Source organism: Actinocorallia sp. A-T 12471, from assembly GCF_033875155.1.
Classification (GTDB): domain Bacteria; phylum Actinomycetota; class Actinomycetes; order Streptosporangiales; family Streptosporangiaceae; genus Actinocorallia.
In genome coordinates this window covers 251,573-268,115 of the sequence record NZ_JAWZTE010000001.1, presented here as the reverse complement: position 1 = coordinate 268,115, position 16,543 = coordinate 251,573, and the positions used below count along the sequence as shown (strand labels likewise).

The following is a 16,543-nucleotide window of genomic DNA, read 5'->3' as shown; positions in this document are numbered from 1 at the left end:
GCGGAGACGGCAATAGGCTCGAAGGCGTGTACCGCCCGACTCGCTGGCTTCTGCCCACGCTCCTGATCCTGCTGGTCCTGGCAGTGATCCTGGGTACGTTCCTGAGGTGATCGCTTTCACCAGCGCGCTGCTCGCCGCCGTCCTCCCGCTGGGGAGCGGCGGCGAGCCGCGAGTGGAGTTCTCCTTCACCGACGACCGGATCACCGAGTCGTCGGGCCTCGCCGCCTCGACCCTGCACCCGGGGATCGTCTACACGCACAACGACTCAGGGGGCGAGGCGCGCGTCTACGCCGTCGACGCCGAGACCGGGCGGACCAAGGCCGTGCTGACCTTCGCGGGCCTGACCGCCCGCGACTGGGAGGGCATGGCGATCGGCAAGGACGAACAGGGCAGATCGGCCCTGTACCTCGCCGACATCGGCGACAACCTGCGCGGGGCCTGGCCGCACGTCGCGGTGTTCCGCATCCCCGAGCCCGAGCGGCTGCGGGACGCGACACTGCCCGTCACGGCGTTCCGGTTCACCTACGAGGACGGGCCGAGGGATGCCGAGTCCCTGCTGATCGACCCGCGCGACAACCGCCTGTACATCGCCTCCAAGGCGTTCGGCAGCGGCACGCTGTACCGGGCGCCCAAGAAGCTGAAGACGACCGGCAAGAACGTGCTCAAGGCCGTCGGGGACGCGCCCTCGTTCGCCACGGACGGCGCGTTCGCGCCCGACGGGAGCACCTTCGTGATCCGCGGCTACACCTCCGCGACGGTCTACCGTGCGCCCGGCGAGAAGGTCGAGCGAATCTCGCTGCCGCTCCAGGAGCAGGGCGAGGGCGTCACCTACACCCCCGACGGCAAGGCCCTGCTGATCAGCTCCGAGGGCGCGGACCGCAAAGTCTGGCGGGTTCCCCTTCCCGAAGAAGCACTCCCCGAACCCTCCCCGACGGCCGCCGCCGCGGAAAAGGGAACTTCAGGAACTAATAAGGGCGCAGGATTGTTGCTTCTGGGTGGCGTCACGTTGGCAGCGGTGTTCCTCGGGCGCAGACGAAAGTGAGCGGAGCGTGTCACTATTCCTCCTGTGGACCACGAGCTCGTCGGCCTGAGGGCCGAGGGCCGTCGCCCGCCCGGCGGCGCGCCCTTCGCCCTGCTGGCCTTCGCCGTCGCGCTGATCCCGCTCAAGCCGTCCTGGCTGTGGGCGGCCCTCGTCCTCGGTCTCGCCGCGCTGCCCCTCGTGCTGCCCGGCCAGCGCCCCGGACCCCGCTGGAAACTTTCGTCGGCGGGGCTGGAACTCGTCGGACGTGACGGGGAGATCCTTCAGTCTTATGCGCCCGGACGCGTCCAGGAGCTGTCGATCAGCGCGGACGAACAGGTGCTCACCGTGCACCACAAGTTCGGCGCGACCCAGCTCGGCACGCTGCCGGAGATGGGGTTCGAGCCGCACGCCTTCTTCGTGACCGCGCGGCGGGCCGGGATACCCGTCCATGTGGTGGACGGTGACTTCGCGCCCGACCCGGACGAGGAACAGGACTACCTCGACGTCGAGGCCGCGTTGATGTCGGCGGTGGTCGAGGCGGCGTCGCCGTCGGGTGAGGCCGTCACGCTGACGTCGCAGGGGGACGGGGCGTCGCGGCTGCGGGCCGCGCTGCTCGGCGGGACCGCCGTCGCGCTGGCGTGGCTGATGGTCGTCGTGTCGGCGGTTCAGGGGACTGAGACCTTGTCGGCGCGGTTCGGGGCCGGGCTCTGGGCGCTCGGCGGGGCCCTGGCGGCGCTCGCGGTGCGGCGGCGGCTGCGCAGGACTTCGCCGGTGCGGTGGGAGATCTCCGACAAGGCGGTCCAAGGGGTTCCCGCCGACTCGATCGGGGCGCTGCTGCTCGGGCCAGGGCCCGAGCTCAACCCGCTCAGCGGCGAGCCGGAGTACGCGCCGCTCACCGCCGTCGTCTTCGATCACGGCCTGCGGGTGATCGGGCAGCTCAACGCGCGCGGCATGGACGAGTTCCAGCTCGCGCACACCCTCGACGAACACGGCTACCGCGTGGTGTCCACCGCGCCCGCCGCGATCAGGCCGTCGGAGTACGGGCTCGACGGGCTCCCCGAGATCTTCTCCCAGGTGCCGGGCGGTCGCCTCGTCGTCGGCGAGGACGGCCTTGGCTGGGCCGACATGGCCGGGGACGTCATGCTGAAGATGCCCGCCGAGCGGATCGGCGTCGTGGAACTGCTCACCGTCGACGGGCACGCCTGGCTGCGCGTCTACGACACCGACGGCGAGGAGTTCCTCGCCGCGCCGCTGAAGGCGCTGCGGATCGCCAGGACCGATCTTCGCGAGAAGGCGCGGGCGGTGGGCCTGCCCGTCACCGACGCCGAGTACGACGCCTACCTCAGCGCCGCCTTCCACGGCGCGGTCTCCACGATCGCCGCCGAGGACCCCGCGCCGCTGCCCACCCCCGAGGGCGGGCCCGGCGCGCTGCTCGACGTCACGCCGCGCGCCAGGCTGTGGGCCTACGGGGTGACGGCCGCGGTGACGCTGCTGATCACCGTCACGATCGCGTGGGTGTTCCTCGGGTTCAGCCCCGTCATGGCATGGTCGGTGCCGCTGGGGCTGGCGATCGGGTTCGTCGGGGCGTGGCTGTACGACCGCAACCGCTCCCAGCTGCGGGTCTCGGTGCACGGGATCGCGTCGGTGACCAGGCTGGGCCGCACGGACTGGAGCCTGCGGCGCGAGACCGTCGGCGGGGTGGGGATCGATCACTCGGGCGAGGGCATTCCGCGTCTTGTGGTGTGGAGTCCTGCCGGACGTGTGCTGCGGCGTGTTTCGTTCGCGCCCGACCTCGCCGAACTGCGCAGGGCGTGTGAGCGTTACGGGCTGCCGTGGGGGCCGCCGGACGGTGCCGGGTCCGCCGCGCCGCCTCCGGAGATCTGACGGGCCCTCAGGGGCTCTCGAAGGGCAGGGACCTCAGCAGGGTGTGGCCCGGGCTCGGGTAGTGGCTGAGCATCAGGTCGAGGGCCTTGGGGGTCCATTCAGGGCTGGTGAAGGCGGCGAGGAGGGCGGCGGGGGCGCGCAGGTCGCGGGGGGTGCGGGTGCGGGCGAGGGTCAGGTGGGGGTGGAACGGGCGGGAGCGCTCCGGGGAGTCGAGGCCCGCCCGGGTTCCCGCCTCGGCGCAGCGTTCCGCGAGGTCGGCCAGGGCCGCCAGATCGCCTTCTACGCCGGTCCAGAGGACCTTGGCGCGGCCTGGGGTGCGGGTGGGGAACGCGCCGGCGCCGGACAGGTGGAGGCGCGGGGGGCGGCTCGCGGCCACGGCGTCGGCGAGGAGGCCGGGGAGGGCCTTGGCGGCGGGTTCGTCGGTCTCGCCGTAGAAGGCGAGGGTGAGGTGCCAGGTGCGCCGCGCGGTCAAGTGCAGGGCGGGGTGGGACCCGCGGGCGTCCTCGACGGCCCCGGCGAGGGCGTCGAGGACGGCGGCGGGCGGGTGCAGCGCGGCGAACAGGCGCACGGTCAGCCGAAGACCCGCGCGTGGGCGTTCAGGACATGGGTGAGCAGGGCCGGAGGGCGGTCGAAGGAGCCGTCGGGGAGCAGGTCGGGGGTGAGGGTCCAGGAACCGCCCACCCACGGGTCGCTCAGGGTGCCGCCGGAGGGCGGGAGGGTGCTTCCGGACATCTTGATCCGCATCGCGCGGACCGACTCGTCGGTGGGCGTGTCGGTCTCGACGCAGATCACCGGGAGCGCGAGCGGCGGGCCCTCCTTGGCGAGGCGGATCAGCTTGTCGCCGTGTTCCTCCAGGGCCGCGCCGACGTCGAAGACCACGACGAGGCGCACCGGGGGCGCGCCTTCCAGGAACATCTGTTCCTCGCCGCCCACCGCGCGTAGATCGACCAGGTTGAGCAGTTTGTCCAGGCGGTTGCCGACCTCGGGGCCGACCGCGACGCCGCCGCCGCACAGGTAGTCGCGGCTCGGCTCGGGCAGGGCGTTGAGCCAGCCCGCGCCGGACAGGCCCGTCGGGTCGATGACGTCGAGCGCCACCGCGCCGGGCGGGACCGCGGCGAGGAACCTGGTGACCAGCGACCAGGCGAAGGCCGCCGCGTCGCCGGGGCCGCTGCCCCTGTCGATCCAGACGGGGCGGCCGAAGGGGACGCGCAGGATCAGCGGGACGCGCAGGGTGGAGACCTCGTCGGCGTCCAGATGGCCGAGCAGCAGGCCCTCGCCGACCCGGTCGGACGGCTGCCAGGTGAGCCAGGACGGCGCGGAGAACGGCGACACCTCGGCCCCGACCACGCCCTCGTGCGCGGCGAGCTCGCCCGCGAGCTGCGCCATGTCGGCCGTCAGCCGCTCCATCCCTGCGTCCATCAGCTGCTGCGCCCGCCCGCGCGGCGCGTTCCCGGTGACCTCCTGGTCCCGCACCCCGAGCGCGTGCTCAAGCGACCCCCGATAGGAGTCGAGCGACCGGCTCGCGTCCTCCCACACCATCCACACCCGATCCACAAACGGCACAGCCCCCGCCCCCTGCGGCCCCACAGCGCCGTGCTGCCCTTGCCCGCCCGGCTGGGTGTGGGGGGCGGGTTGGGGTGGGAGTTGGTGGCCCAGGGGTGGGGTCGGGGGGTCGGGGAGGATTCGGGGGGCCGGGGGTTGGGGGCCCGGGTCTTCTACGTCTACGCCGTGGTCGGCTAGGAGGGCCGCCAGGCCCGAGGCGTAGCCCTGGCCGACGGCGCGGACCTTCCATTCGCCCGCGCGGCGGTAGAGCTCTAGGGCGACGAGGGCCGTTTCGTCGCCGAGTCCGGCCATGACGAAGGTGTGGCCGTCGACGAGGACCGTGGGGGCGGAGACCGTCGAGAACGGCGCGCCGTCGCCGAGGCTGAGCGCGACGAGCACGGCGTGCACGTCCGACGGCAGCGCCGCGAGGTCGATCTCCAGCGCCTCCTGGCTCCAGCGGACGCCGGGGCCGACGGGGGCGTTGTAGAACACGAGGTCGTCGTCGGAGCGCACCCGCAGGTCCCGGCCGACGAGCAGCGCGCTCAGGTCGGCGGGGGCCGCGCAGGTGTGGGTGACGGTGACCCTGGCGGCTCGCAGTGGGGCGTTGGCCCCGCGGACGAGTGCGGTCACCGTCAGGCGTGGGCCGCGATCGCCGGGAGCATGTCCTGGAAGGTGCGGCCCTGGCTTGGTTCGCCGATCGCGCCGAGCTTCCACTCCTGGCCGTGCCGGTAGAGCCGCGCCATCACCATGCCGGTGTGCGCGCCGCCGCCGGTGAGGGTGTAGCGGGCGAGCTCAGCGCCGCTGGTCTCGTCCACGAGGCGGCAGAACGCGTTCTCGACCTGGTTGAAGGTCTGGCCCTGGAAGGAGCTGACCACGAACACCAGGGAGGTCACGTGCACCGGAACCCGCGACAGGTCGACGATGATCGACTCGTCGTCGCCGTCGCCCGCGCCGGTGAGGTTGTCGCCGGTGTGCCGGATCGAGCCGTCGCGGCTGGTGAGCTGGCCGAAGTAGACGACGTCGGCGACCTGCTGGTCGGCGAAGACCACGACCGAGGCGTCGAGGTCGATGTCCTGCTCGCGCGAGCCGAAGAACCCCTTCTTCTTGACGGCGTCCCAGCCGAGGCCCATGCGGACGAGGGTCAGCCCGCCCCCGCCCGGCTTGCTCAGCGAGATCCGCTGGCCCTTCTGCAACGAAACAGTCACCGCTCGTGCCCCTCTTCCTCCGTCGGTTCGCCGGGACAAGCTTTTCAAGCCGCCCCGCCGATTGTCACCTGATCACCCGAGACCGGGCGACGGACTAGAGGTGAGACTATGCCGTCGCACCGACGGTTTCCTTTTTCTCCCCCGGCTCCGTCCGCGCCGGGCCGCGCACGCGCCGCAGCGCGATCACCGCGCCGGCCGCGAGCACCGCGACCAGGCCGCCGAAGACGATCGAGGCGCGCCCGCCGAACCGCTCGGCCATCCAGCCGACGAACGGCGCGGTGATCGGGTTCACGCCCATGAAGACGAGCATGTACAGGCCCATGACGCGGCCGCGCATCTCCGGGACGATGCCGAGCTGCATCGTCGCGTTGGCGGCGGTGGTGAAGGTCATCAGCAGGACGCCGGTCGGGACCAGCATGACAAGGAACAGCGGCCAGGTCGGCATCAGCCCGACGAGCACCGTGGCGACGCCGAACAGCAGCACCGAGCCGTAGAGCAGCCGGTTGTTGGGCCGCACCCGCCGCGCGGCGAGCAGCGCGCCGGTCACCGAGCCGACGGCCATCGCGGTGCTGGCCAGGCCGAACTGTGACGCGCCCTTCCCGAAGTCCTCGGTCGCCACAAGGGCCGTGGTGATCTGGAAGTTCATCGCGAAACCGGCGACCAGCGCGACGGTGCCGAGGATCAGCATGAGGTCCGGCCGGTTGCGGACATAGCGCAGGCCCTCGCGCAGCTGGCCCTTCTGGCGCGGGACCGGCGGCAGCGTCAGCAGCTCGCTCTCGCGCATCCGCCACAGCCCGAACAGCACAGCGCCGAACGACGCGAAGTTGATCAGGAAGACGGGTCCCGTGCCGATCAGGGCGATGAGCACGCCCGCGACGGCGGGGCCGACCACCCGAGCGCCGTTGAAGGTCGCGCTGTTGAGGGCGACGGCGTTGGGCAGGTCCTCCTTGCCGACCAGTTCGCTCACGAAAGCCTGGCGCGCCGGGTTGTCGAACACCGTCGCCATGCCGAGCGCGAACGCCAGCAGGTACACATGCCAGACCTGGGCGAACCCGGACACGTCGAGCAGGCCGAGGGCGAGCGCGGGCAGCGCGAGGCCGACCTGGGTCGCGGCGAGCAGCTTGCGGCGCGGGTAGCGGTCGGCGATGACGCCGCCCCACAGCCCGAACAGCAGCATCGGCAGGAACTGCAGCGCGGTGGTGATGCCCAGGGCGGTGCCGCTGCCGTGGGTGAGCTGCAGCACGAGCCAGTCCTGGGCGATGCGCTGCATCCAGGTGCCCGTGTTGGAGATCACCTGGCCGGACATGAACAGCCGGTAGTTCCGGTTGCGCAGGCTGCGGAACATCCCGGCCCGCTGGCCGGGACCGGGTTCCGGTGGTTCGGGTTCGAGCTCGGGCTGGACGGTCTCCAGCTCGGACTGCGCCTGTGCCAGGACGGGTCTGTCCTGCGGCGGGGTCTTCCTCAGCTCCTGCTGAGCTTGTCCAGGATCGGGGCGGCGCGTTCCAGCGTCGCCCGTTCGTCCGGGGTGAGCTCCGCCAGCCGCCGGGCCAGCCACGCCTCCTTCAGCCTGCGGTGCTCGGCGAGCAAGGAGCGCCCGGAATCGGTGAGCGCGAGCACCACCTGGCGTCCGTCGGTCGGATGCGCGCGCCGCGCGACGAGCCCGGCGGCCTCCAGCGACGCGACCGTCCTTGTCATCGACGGCGGCTTCACATGCTCGTGCTCGGCCAGCGCGCGCGGCGTCATCTCCCCGTGCTTGTCCAGGCTCGCGAGCGTCGAGAACTGCGTGATCGACATCTCGCTCACCGCCTGCCGGCGCAACCGCCTGGACAGCCTGGCCACCGAGATCCGCAACTCCGCCGCCAACCCGGCCAAGTCCCGACCCCCGGGATCGCCCGTCATCGTGGATTCCATCATCAAATTCATTAGCAAGAGTCATTACCCTCGCTAACAATACCCCCTCCCCAGAACATTCCCCAAACGATCCCACCAGCCCACGGCAGCCGACACCACCAGCATGCAGCGCCAGCGCCCCAACGCGGGGCACCGCGTCGCCGTCCCAGCACGGGATACGGCGTCGCCGCCCAGCGCGGGGTACGGCGTCAGCTCCCCAACGCGGGGTACAGCGTCGCCGCCCCAACGCGAGGTACGGCATCAGCGCCCCAGCACGGGGTACCGCGTCAGCGCCCCACCGTGGGCTACGGACCCGCGCCCAGAGAACCCGTGAGGGTTACAAGGAATGCTGGGCCGGTCCTATACCCCGATAGTGAAGACACCGGGCCTGGCGGCCGTGCGCGCCCAGTGCTGTCCCGTAGGCCCCCAGGGCCGGAGGGACAGTGCTGGGCTTCAAGGCGCACGGCCGTCAGGCCCCAAAAAACACAGGGATACTCTTACGGCATGTCACGCGTTGAGCTGCCGCAACCGGAGCCGATCAAGACGGACAACGTCCGGATCGCCGCCGCCGGGAGCGTGGTCTGGGTCATCGCGTTCGTCGTGCTGTTGGTCGTCGGGCTGCCGGAGGACGAGCGCTGGTGGCTGTGGGTGTGCGTCATGGGCACGGCGATCGGGGTGTTCGCCTGCCTCTACCTGCCGCGCTTCGAGCGCGGCCGCACCCCGCCCGACACCGACTCCTCGGTCGCCGACGCACTCACCGAGACCGTCGAGCGGCTTCCCGGCCAGCACTCCGGCGCCACCTCCCCCACCTGGGCCTCGACGGCGTCGGCCGCGGAAGCGCCGGAGGCGGGCGAGCCCGCGGAGCCGTCGGACGGTCCGCGCTCGTCCAGCTGACCCGCGCGTCCGGCTGACCCGCTCGTCCGGCGGCTGACCCGCTCGTCCAGCTGACCTAGGCCAGGTCGGCTTCGGTGAGGAGGGCTTCGGTCTCGGCGGGGGCGACCAGGAGGGCGGCCAGGAGGAGGCGGTCGTCCCAGCGGCCCATCTCCCAGGCGAGGGCCCGGGCCAGGCCGTGGGGGGTCGCGGCGTGGGGTGCGCCGTCGTACCACCAGGGGACCTCGTGGCCGTCCACGACGAGGGTGTCGTGGTGGACGTAGGTTTCCGGGGATTCGGGGAAGAGGGCGCGGATGTGGGCGGGGACTTCGCGTTCCTCGCCGTCGGCGGCCAGTTCGCCGGGGATCTCCTCGGAGGCGACCGCCAGGTCCAGGAGGTCGGCCAGGGCCGCGGCGCGGTCGAGCGGGAGGAGGATGAGGGGTTGGCCCGCCAGGAGCGGGAGCGCGTACGGGACGTCGACGATGATCGCGTCCTCGGCGGGGACCACCTCGGGGACGCCACCGGACAGCGCGCGTACGCGGGTGGGAGGGGTCGCGTCCGTTGTGCCCGCGAGCCAGGCCCACAGGGCGCGCAGCTGCGGCCTGGTGACGGGGAGGGCAGGGTCGGCGAGGCGGTCGAGGAGTTCGTCGGGGGGCACGTCGGACAGGGCCGCGCGGACGCCCAGCGCGCGGGCGAACCCGGCGTCGAGGCCGGCGGGGGCGGGCGCGTAGAGGCCGTCGAGCAGGGGGTCGGCGTCCTCGGCCCTGCGCGGGCCGCCCAGGACCTCGTGTTCGGCGAGCCACCACGCGGTGTAGGAGGGCGCTGTGCGGCCGTCCATGAACCGTACGGGCTCGATGATCGCGTCGCGGTAGGGCGGCCGGGACAGCAGCGTGAGAGCCGCCTCCCAGTCTTTGACGAGTTCGAGATCACGTACGGCGACGAGTTCAGGGATGTGACCGGAAGGCAGGTCCCAGTCTTCGACGCCGTCGAGGTCGAGGTCTTCCGGGTCGGCGTCCTGGACGCGCAGGAGCGCGAACCCGCGCAGCACGCCCACGGCGGCCAAGGCGTCCTCGCCGTACTCCTCGATCAGCTCGGCCGCGACGACCCCGAAAGGCGAGTCCTCGCCCATGACGTCGCGTAGCGGCGCGTCGGGGAAGGTCAGTTCTCCGGCCGGGTACAGCTCGCCGTCTTGCGCGGGCAGGGCGAGTTCGGCGAGCCACGGCTCGCCGGGCGTGATCAGCCCCCTGGCCAGCGATAGGACGGCGTCCGCGACGGCCTCGGGGTCCTCGGCGTCCAGCGACCCCTCGACCGCCGCGCGCACGGCCGGGTCGGAAAGGACCTGACGCGGCCCGGCCTCGACCGCGCCCAGCCGCAGCAGGAGCTGGTGTTCGGCGTCCGGGTCGACCACGCGCAGGCCGAGGATCTCCAGGTGTTCCGGGGAAGGCAGGTCGCGGCCCAGGAGAACGCCGCGCGGGCCGCGCACGAGCCGTCCGTCGGTGAGCGGGACGGGCAGCGCGCCGAGCTCGCCGGGGTCGGCCGAGGCGAGCGCGGCGTAGATCCCGCGCCACCATGCCGGTTCGCGTTCGACGGCGGCGAGCGCGTCGGCGACGTCGGCGAGGCCCATCCGGCGCACGCCGAGCGCGCGCAGGGCGCGGTGTCCCGCCGTCCAGCCCTTGGGGAGCAGGCCGGGGACGACGCCCGTCAGCGCCTCCACGACGGCCGGGGGCGCGTCGACCACGGCGGCGTCGCGGCCGCGCACGCGGGCCCTGCCGTCCTCGGCGAGCGGGAGCAGCGGCCGGTCGGGCAGCAGGTCGAGGACCGCCGCGCGCACCGCGCCGTCCAGCGCGGAGGAGCCGACGGGACCGGGCACGAGGTCCAGCGCCTCGGGGCCGGTCGCGCCCGCGACGAGGTCGGCGTACGCCTCGGCGGCGCGGGCGACGAGGAAGTCGGTGAACGGGCCGGGCTGGACGTGCCTGCGGTCGGGCGCGAGCGGGAAGTTGGCGATCAGCAGCGCCGGGAGGTCGAGCCCCTCGTCGCTCGGGGTCGGCGCGTAGAGCACGCCGGGGCCCTTGGGCGGGCCGTCGAGGGGGCCGCGCGGCTCGGCGCGCACCGCCCAGCGCACCGACCAGTACGGCCGCGCCCGCTCCTCGGTGGGCCGGTCGGCGAGCAGCGCGGGCGGGACCTCGCCCTGCCTTTCGACAGTGCGCCACTGCGTGACGGCCGAGCCGTCGCCGCCGGTCTCCACGATCACCACGAGGCCCGGGTCGGCCTCGGACGCCTGGAGGACGCGGCTGCGCCCGTCGACGGTCACCGTGACCATGCCGAGCGCGGGAAGGCCGAGCATCAGCTCGGGCCCGAACTCCTCAAGCCGCGCCCTGACGGCCTGCTCGGCGGCCTCGTCGCGCAGCGGAAGCGTGACCTGGGTGGTGTGCCCGCCGGGCGGCGGCGCGGACGACGCGAACGGCAGCCGCAGCACCGGCACATGGTTCCCGCGCCTGCCCAGCTCCCCGGCGAGCTCAGGCACCCCCTGCACAAGCTGAAGCGTCTCCTCGGCCGACCACGCCACCGCCCCGGTCGCCGACGCGATCGACGGCCTGTCGCAGACCGACACGACCGCCGCGAACCCGACCCCGAACCTCCCCGCGGTCTCCTTGCGCTCCCCCGCCTGCGCGCTCTCGACGGCGTCGGAGTGGGTCTTGGTGGAGGTGCGGAGGGTGGACAGGGATTCGACGGCTTCAGCTGTCAGCGGGGCGCCGGTGTTGGCGGCGGTGAGGACGCCGGCGTTGAGGGTCAGGTGGAGTTCGCCGGGGACGCCGGCGCGGATCGCGGCGTCGGCGGCGTTCTGGGCGAGTTCGATCACCACGCGGTCGCGGTAGCCGCCCAGGGCGAGGTCTTCTTCGGCGTTGGCGTCCTCGCGGAAACGGGCCGGGGACGCCGTCCAGGCGGCGAGGACGCGGCCGCGGATCGCGGCGGTCCCGAACGGGTCGAGCGGATCGGACGGCGCTGCGCCGCCCGGCTCGGACGCGGGGTCGCTCATCGCGGCCTCAGCCTTGGCCGTCCCGGGCCACGGGATCTTCCGCGGGTTCAGGGGCCTGCTCAGGGGCCTGCTCGGAAACCTGCTCGGGAACCTCCGCGACGGCGTCGGCCGGCATCGCGTCGAAGGCGAGTTCGTCGAGGATCAGCGGCGGGGCCTCGGCCGCAGAAGGCACCCGGACGGCCTCGGAGTGGCCGCCGCAGCCGTGGTCGGCGGCGACGACGCGGCCGTCGTCGGGCACGTAGGCGTTGGCGCACACCCCGAACAACAGCCGCAGTTCCCCGGAAAGCGGGATGAAGAACCCGCAGGTGCTGCACGGCGCGGGCGCGGCGACCGCGATCGGCGCGGCGGGCCCTGCGGTGCCGTCGTACCAGCGCTCGGCGGCCTGGTCGCGGCCCTCGGCCGACAGCACGCGGGCGCGGCCGAGGCCGAGTTCCCACTGGGCCTCGACGTCGCCGTCCTCTACCTCGGCCTCGGTGAATCCGGGGGCGAGCCGGGTGTCGTCGTCGGCGGTGGGCAGCAGGTCGCCGGGGCCCATGTCGCCGGGGCGCAGCCGCTCAAGCCAGGGCACCCACGGCGGCGGCATGATCGCCTCGTCGCCGGGCATCAGCGCGGTCTCGGAGATCGTGACGTTCTTGGCGCGGGCGGCGCGGGTGACCGTCACCGACCAGCGCCAGCCCCGGTAGCCGGGGTCGAGACAGGCGAAGTAGTGCGTGACCACCCGGTCGCCCTCGACCGCCCAACCGAGGTGCGCACCGACCTCGGAGGGCTTGGCCGTCTCCTTCGCCGCCTCCAGTGCTGGCTCGACGGCCTGTACACATGCCGTGTCTGCGGCCGGGGTCCGGCTGCGGCGGGAAGCGGCGGGGTGGAGAGAGGTCACACACCGATTGTCGCTCATCCCGAGGTATGGCCGTGCACGCGCCCGCCGTCGGAGTCGCCCGCGCCGCCTATGCTGACGGCCCATGAGGGCCCGCGATGAGGTGTTGACGATGGGAATGGTGGGATTCGACCTCGACATGACCCTCGCCGACACCCGCAGGGGGATCGGCGCGGTTTACAGCGCGCTGGCGGCCGAGACGGGCGTCGCGATCGACGTCGCCGCCGTCACCGCGCGGCTCGGGCCGCCCCTGGACGTCGAACTCGCACACTGGTACCCGCCCGAGCACATCCCGGAGATGATCCTCAGGTTCCGCGCGCTGTACCCCGAGCTCGCGATCCCGGCGACCGACCTCATGGCGGGCGCGTCGGAGGCGTTCCACGCGGTGCGCGCGGCGGGGGCCGGGATCGTCGTCGTCACCGGGAAGAACCGGCCGCACGCCCTCGCCACGCTGGCCCATCTCGGCCTCACCGCCGACGTGGTCGTCGGCGGGCTGTGGTCGTCGGCCAAGGGCGCGGCGCTGCGCGAGCACGGCGCGCACACCTACGTCGGCGACCACACCGGCGACGTCGACGCCGCCCGCGCGGCCGGCGCGTTCAGCCTCGCCGTCGCCACCGGGCCCTTCACCGCCGACGCCCTGACCGCCTACGGGGCCGACCACGTGCTGCCCGACCTCACGGCCTTCCCCACCTGGCTCACCGGCCGCTGAAGGGCCTCGCGCGAGGGGAAGGATCGGGTGATAAGGAGTATCGCCCTTTCGCCGTAAGGCATTAGCCTTGGAGATCCCAAGCGCCCGCAGCCAAGACACAGAGGTCAACCGTGCCCACTGGCAAGGTCAAGTGGTATGACTCCGACAAGGGTTTCGGCTTCCTCACCCGCGATGACGGCGGTGAGGTGTTCGTCCACTCGTCCGCCCTGCCCTCCGGAGCGACCACGCTGAAACAGGGCCAGCGGGTCGAGTTCGGGGTCGTCGAGGGACGCCGGGGGCAGCAGGCCCTTTCGGTGCGGGTCCTCGACACGCCTCCTTCGGTCGAGAAGACGATCGCCAAGGCCAAGCGCAAGAAGCCCGACGACATGGTCAACATCACCGAGGACCTCATCAAGCTCCTCGACCACGTCTCGGAGACCTACCGGCGCGGCAAGCACCCCTCGGGGGCCGAGGCCAAGAAGATCGCCACGGTGCTGCGCGCGGTCGCCGACGACATCGACGTGTGACCTGCCCTAGGCTCTTAGGGGAGGATCACAAGCATGAGCACATCGACGCGCGAGCGGATCGTGGCCGAGGCGCTGCGCCTTTTCGCCGAGCGCGGCTACGCGGCGACCTCGGTGGCCGAGATCGAGGCCGCGGCCGGGCTGTCGCCCGGGGCCGGGGGCCTGTACCGGCACTTCCCGTCCAAGCAGGAGGTGCTCGCCGCCGCGGTGCGCGAGCACATCGAACGCACCCGCCAGCAGGTCGTCACCACCCTCGAGCAGTCCGAGCAGTACAAGGACAAGCCGCTTGAGCTGCGGCTGCGCATGACGTGCGTGGCCGGCCTGCAGAAGATGCGCGAGGAGAAGGAGCTGGTGCGCGTGCTGTTCCGCGACCTCGACCAGTTCCCCCACCTCGTCGCCGACATGCGCGACGGCGTCGTCAACCCGCTGTACGAGGGCATCGCCCAGTGGATCTCGGCGCAGCCGGAGTTCGTCGGCGTCACCGAGGACTGGGACGCGGTCGCGTCGGTGCTCGGCGGCTCGGTCGTCAACTACTGGCTGGCCAACGAGTCGCTGTACGAGGCCCCCATCAGGATCGACGAGAAGCGCTTCGCCAGCGCGTGGGCGCGGCTCGCGCTCGGGCTGCTGCCGCAGGCTTGAGGCCGCCTGGGCACGGGGGACCGCGGGTGGACAGCTACGGGGACTGGCTGCGCGGGCGCACCGACGAGGAGTTGGCGGCGCTCGTGCGGGCGCGCCCTGAGCTTGTCACGCCGATGCCCGCCGACCTCGGGGCGCTCGCCGCGCGCGCGTCCGCGCCCACCTCTGTCTCGCGGGCGCTCGACCGGCTTGACCGGGGGGCGTTGGCGACGCTGGAGGCCGTGGTGGTGCTGCCGTCGGCGACGATGACGGCGTTGAAGAAGGCGCTCGGGGGGCGGGCGCCCGAGGTCGTCGAGCGGCTTGTCGGGCTCGGGTTGCTTTGGCCGGGGCGGCGGCGGTCGTACCAGGCCGCGCCGGGGGTGCGTGCGGCGTTGCGGGAGCCCGCCGGGCTGGGACCGCCCGCGCGTGAGGCGCTGGCTGCGCTGCCGTTGGAGCGGCTGATCGCGCTCGCGTCGGATCTCGGGCTGTCCACGTCGTTCGCGAACGCGGCGGGGCTCGCGGAGATCGTCGCGGAGCGGCTGGCCGACCCGTCGGAGCTCGTGGAGGACGCCGGGGCCGACGCGCGGACCGCGCTCGACCGGCTCGCGTGGGGGCCGCCGTCGGGGCGGATCGAGAACGCGCGGCGGCCGGTGCGCCTGGACAGCGCGGCGAGCCCGATCGAGCGGCTGCTGGCGCGCGGGCTGCTCGTCGCGACCGACGAGCGGACCGTCACGCTGCCACGTGAGGTCGGGCTGCACCTGCGCGGCGGCGTCCTGTTCCGGGAGGACGTGCTCGCCGAGCCGCCGCTACGCGGGCCCGAGCGGCCGCGGCGGCTCACCGACCAGATCGCCTCGGGGCAGGCGTTCACCGCGCTGCGGCTCATGGAGGGGCTGCTCGACGCGTGGGGGCTGGAGCCGCCGCCCGTGCTGCGCAGCGGCGGGCTCGCCGTCCGCGATCTCAAGGCCGCCGCGGTGCTGCTCGACGTGCCGGAGCATGACGCGGCGCTGCTCGCCGAGCTCGCGCTCGCGGCGGGGCTGCTGGCCAGGGACGTCGAGTGGACGCCGACGCGCTCCTATGACCTGTGGATGCTGCGCGGGGCCGCCGAGCGGTGGGCCGACATCGCCGGGGCCTGGCTGGACACCGACCGGGTGCCGGGGCTCGCGGGCGGGAAGGACGAGCGGGACAAGACCGTCAACGCGCTCGCTGACGAGTCGGTGCGCACCCACGCCCCCCGGATTCGGCGGGAGACCCTTGACGCGCTGTCCGACGCTGTCGCGGCCACCGAGGACTCCGTGCTGGAAAGGCTCGCCTGGCGTACGCCGCGGCGTACGGGCGGGCTGCACGACAGGCTTGTGTCCTGGACCCTTCGGGAGGCGGCCTTCCTCGGCGTCACCGGGTTCGGGGCGAAGGCTTCGTATACGGACGCGCTTCTCGCCGGTGAGGACGTCAGCGAGACGCTGGGGGCCTTGCTGCCCGAACCCGTCGACCATGTGCTGCTCCAGGCCGACCTCACCGCCGTCGCGCCGGGGCCGCTCGTGCCCGAGCTGGCCAGGGAGCTCGCGCTCGCGGCCGACGTCGAGTCGACGGGCGGGGCCACGGTCTACCGGTTCACGCCCGAGTCGGTGCGGCGGGCGATGGACGCCGGGCGGACCGTCTCTGAGCTGATCGACCTGCTGACCAGGCACAGCGCCACACCCGTGCCGCAGCCGCTGGCCTACCTCGTGGAGGACGTCGGGCGCAAGCACGGGCGGTTGCGGGTCGGGACCGCGCTGTCGTATGTGCGGTGCGACGACCCTGCCGTCCTTGACGAGATCCTTGCGGACCGGCGTGCGGCGACGCTGCGGCTGCACCGGCTCGCGCCGACGGTCCTCGCCTCACGGCTTTCCCGTCAGGATCTGCTCGAGGCGTTGCGGTCGGTCGGGTTCTCGCCGGTTCCCGAGTCGGCGGAAGGCGGCCTCGTCGTCACCAGGACCGACGCGCACCGCACCGAGACGCCCGCGCGGCCTCCCGTCGAGCACGACACGGCAGTCACCGCCGATATCGCGGCCGCCGCCGTGCGCGCGCTACGGGCCGGGGAGGAGGCCGCGGCGATCGGACCGCCCGAAGGTGAGCCGCCGCGCACCCCGTCCATGGCGACCATCGAACGGCTCCGCGCCGCCATCGGCACCCGCGTGTGGATCGGCTACCTCGACCAGCAGGGACAGGCGACGAGCCGGATCGTCGAGCCCGTCAGGGTGGACGGCGGGTACCTCACCGCCTACGACCGGACCAAGGCTTCCGTCCAGCGGTTCACCCTCCACCGGATCACCGGTATAAGGAACGTGTGAGTTGCGGGAACCAACCGCTACGCTGCTCAGTCAAAACCACACAAGACCGACAGCGACCGGACGGTT

General features: G+C 73.1%; 14 protein-coding genes. 7 read left to right on the top strand and 7 right to left on the bottom strand.

What is annotated here, in order from left to right; translation table 11 throughout:
• Positions 1-106 precede the first annotated feature (106 nt).
• Positions 107-1,042, top strand: a complete 936-nt coding sequence (locus R9X44_RS01330; protein ID WP_319812057.1) for a hypothetical protein — start codon at positions 107-109, stop codon at positions 1,040-1,042.
• Positions 1,043-1,066: 24 nt separating this feature from the next.
• A complete protein-coding gene (locus R9X44_RS01325) occupies positions 1,067-2,905 on the top strand; it encodes a hypothetical protein (RefSeq protein WP_319812056.1) in 1,839 nt (612 codons plus the stop codon).
• Between the two features lie 7 nt (positions 2,906-2,912).
• Here the strand turns inward: R9X44_RS01325 and thpR are convergent, their stop codons facing one another.
• The 5 genes from thpR to R9X44_RS01300 all read right to left on the bottom strand — a co-directional run bounded on the left by thpR (position 2,913) and on the right by R9X44_RS01300 (position 7,524).
• Complete coding sequence (gene thpR, locus R9X44_RS01320) at positions 2,913-3,473, bottom strand: RNA 2',3'-cyclic phosphodiesterase (protein WP_319812055.1); 561 nt, start codon at positions 3,471-3,473, stop codon at positions 2,913-2,915.
• Between the two features lie 2 nt (positions 3,474-3,475).
• Positions 3,476-5,077, bottom strand: coding sequence for a TerD family protein (locus R9X44_RS01315; protein ID WP_319812054.1), 1,602 nt, complete (start codon positions 5,075-5,077; stop codon positions 3,476-3,478).
• Positions 5,078-5,079: 2 nt separating this feature from the next.
• Positions 5,080-5,652, bottom strand: coding sequence for a TerD family protein (locus R9X44_RS01310; RefSeq protein ID WP_319812053.1), 573 nt, complete (start codon positions 5,650-5,652; stop codon positions 5,080-5,082).
• 106 nt (positions 5,653-5,758) lie between these two features.
• Positions 5,759-6,997, bottom strand: coding sequence for an MFS transporter (locus R9X44_RS01305; protein WP_319812052.1), 1,239 nt, complete (start codon positions 6,995-6,997; stop codon positions 5,759-5,761).
• A 116-nt stretch (positions 6,998-7,113) separates the two neighbouring features.
• Entirely contained in the window at positions 7,114-7,524 is a 411-nt protein-coding gene (locus R9X44_RS01300) for a MarR family transcriptional regulator (RefSeq protein ID WP_319812051.1), read from the bottom strand.
• 522 nt (positions 7,525-8,046) lie between these two features.
• Here R9X44_RS01300 and R9X44_RS01295 point away from each other — a divergent pair.
• Positions 8,047-8,436, top strand: coding sequence for a DUF2530 domain-containing protein (locus R9X44_RS01295; RefSeq protein ID WP_319812050.1), 390 nt, complete (start codon positions 8,047-8,049; stop codon positions 8,434-8,436).
• Between the two features lie 55 nt (positions 8,437-8,491).
• Here R9X44_RS01295 and R9X44_RS01290 read toward each other — a convergent pair whose 3' ends face one another.
• On the bottom strand, positions 8,492-11,449 hold the full coding sequence (locus R9X44_RS01290) for a sacsin N-terminal ATP-binding-like domain-containing protein (protein ID WP_319812049.1): 2,958 nt from the start codon (positions 11,447-11,449) through the stop codon (positions 8,492-8,494).
• Between the two features lie 7 nt (positions 11,450-11,456).
• A complete protein-coding gene (locus R9X44_RS01285) occupies positions 11,457-12,326 on the bottom strand; it encodes a DUF3027 domain-containing protein (RefSeq protein WP_319812048.1) in 870 nt (289 codons plus the stop codon).
• A 109-nt stretch (positions 12,327-12,435) separates the two neighbouring features.
• On the opposite strand from R9X44_RS01285, the gene R9X44_RS01280 reads away from it, so the two are divergent.
• The 4 genes from R9X44_RS01280 to R9X44_RS01265 all read left to right on the top strand — a co-directional run bounded on the left by R9X44_RS01280 (position 12,436) and on the right by R9X44_RS01265 (position 16,477).
• Positions 12,436-13,032: an HAD family hydrolase gene (locus tag R9X44_RS01280; RefSeq protein ID WP_319812047.1), complete on the top strand. Its 597-nt coding sequence runs from the start codon at positions 12,436-12,438 to the stop codon at positions 13,030-13,032.
• Positions 13,033-13,142: 110 nt separating this feature from the next.
• Complete coding sequence (locus R9X44_RS01275; RefSeq protein WP_319812046.1) at positions 13,143-13,538, top strand: cold-shock protein; 396 nt, start codon at positions 13,143-13,145, stop codon at positions 13,536-13,538.
• A 33-nt stretch (positions 13,539-13,571) separates the two neighbouring features.
• On the top strand, positions 13,572-14,174 hold the full coding sequence (locus R9X44_RS01270; RefSeq protein ID WP_319812045.1) for a TetR/AcrR family transcriptional regulator: 603 nt from the start codon (positions 13,572-13,574) through the stop codon (positions 14,172-14,174).
• A 26-nt stretch (positions 14,175-14,200) separates the two neighbouring features.
• Positions 14,201-16,477, top strand: a complete 2,277-nt coding sequence (locus tag R9X44_RS01265) for a helicase-associated domain-containing protein (protein ID WP_319812044.1) — start codon at positions 14,201-14,203, stop codon at positions 16,475-16,477.
• The last annotated feature ends 66 nt before the right edge of the window (positions 16,478-16,543 follow it).

What these genes read in the sequence shown, in the direction of transcription:
- R9X44_RS01305 (WP_319812052.1), bottom strand. Translation starts at nt 6,997, where the DNA reads ATGTTCCGCAGCCTGCGCAACCGGAACTACCGGCTGTTCATGTCCGGC.
- R9X44_RS01295 (WP_319812050.1), top strand. Translation starts at nt 8,047, where the DNA reads ATGTCACGCGTTGAGCTGCCGCAACCGGAGCCGATCAAGACGGACAAC.
- R9X44_RS01290 (WP_319812049.1), bottom strand. Translation starts at nt 11,449, where the DNA reads ATGAGCGACCCCGCGTCCGAGCCGGGCGGCGCAGCGCCGTCCGATCCG.
- R9X44_RS01280 (WP_319812047.1), top strand. Translation starts at nt 12,436, where the DNA reads ATGGGAATGGTGGGATTCGACCTCGACATGACCCTCGCCGACACCCGC.
- R9X44_RS01270 (WP_319812045.1), top strand. Translation starts at nt 13,572, where the DNA reads ATGAGCACATCGACGCGCGAGCGGATCGTGGCCGAGGCGCTGCGCCTT.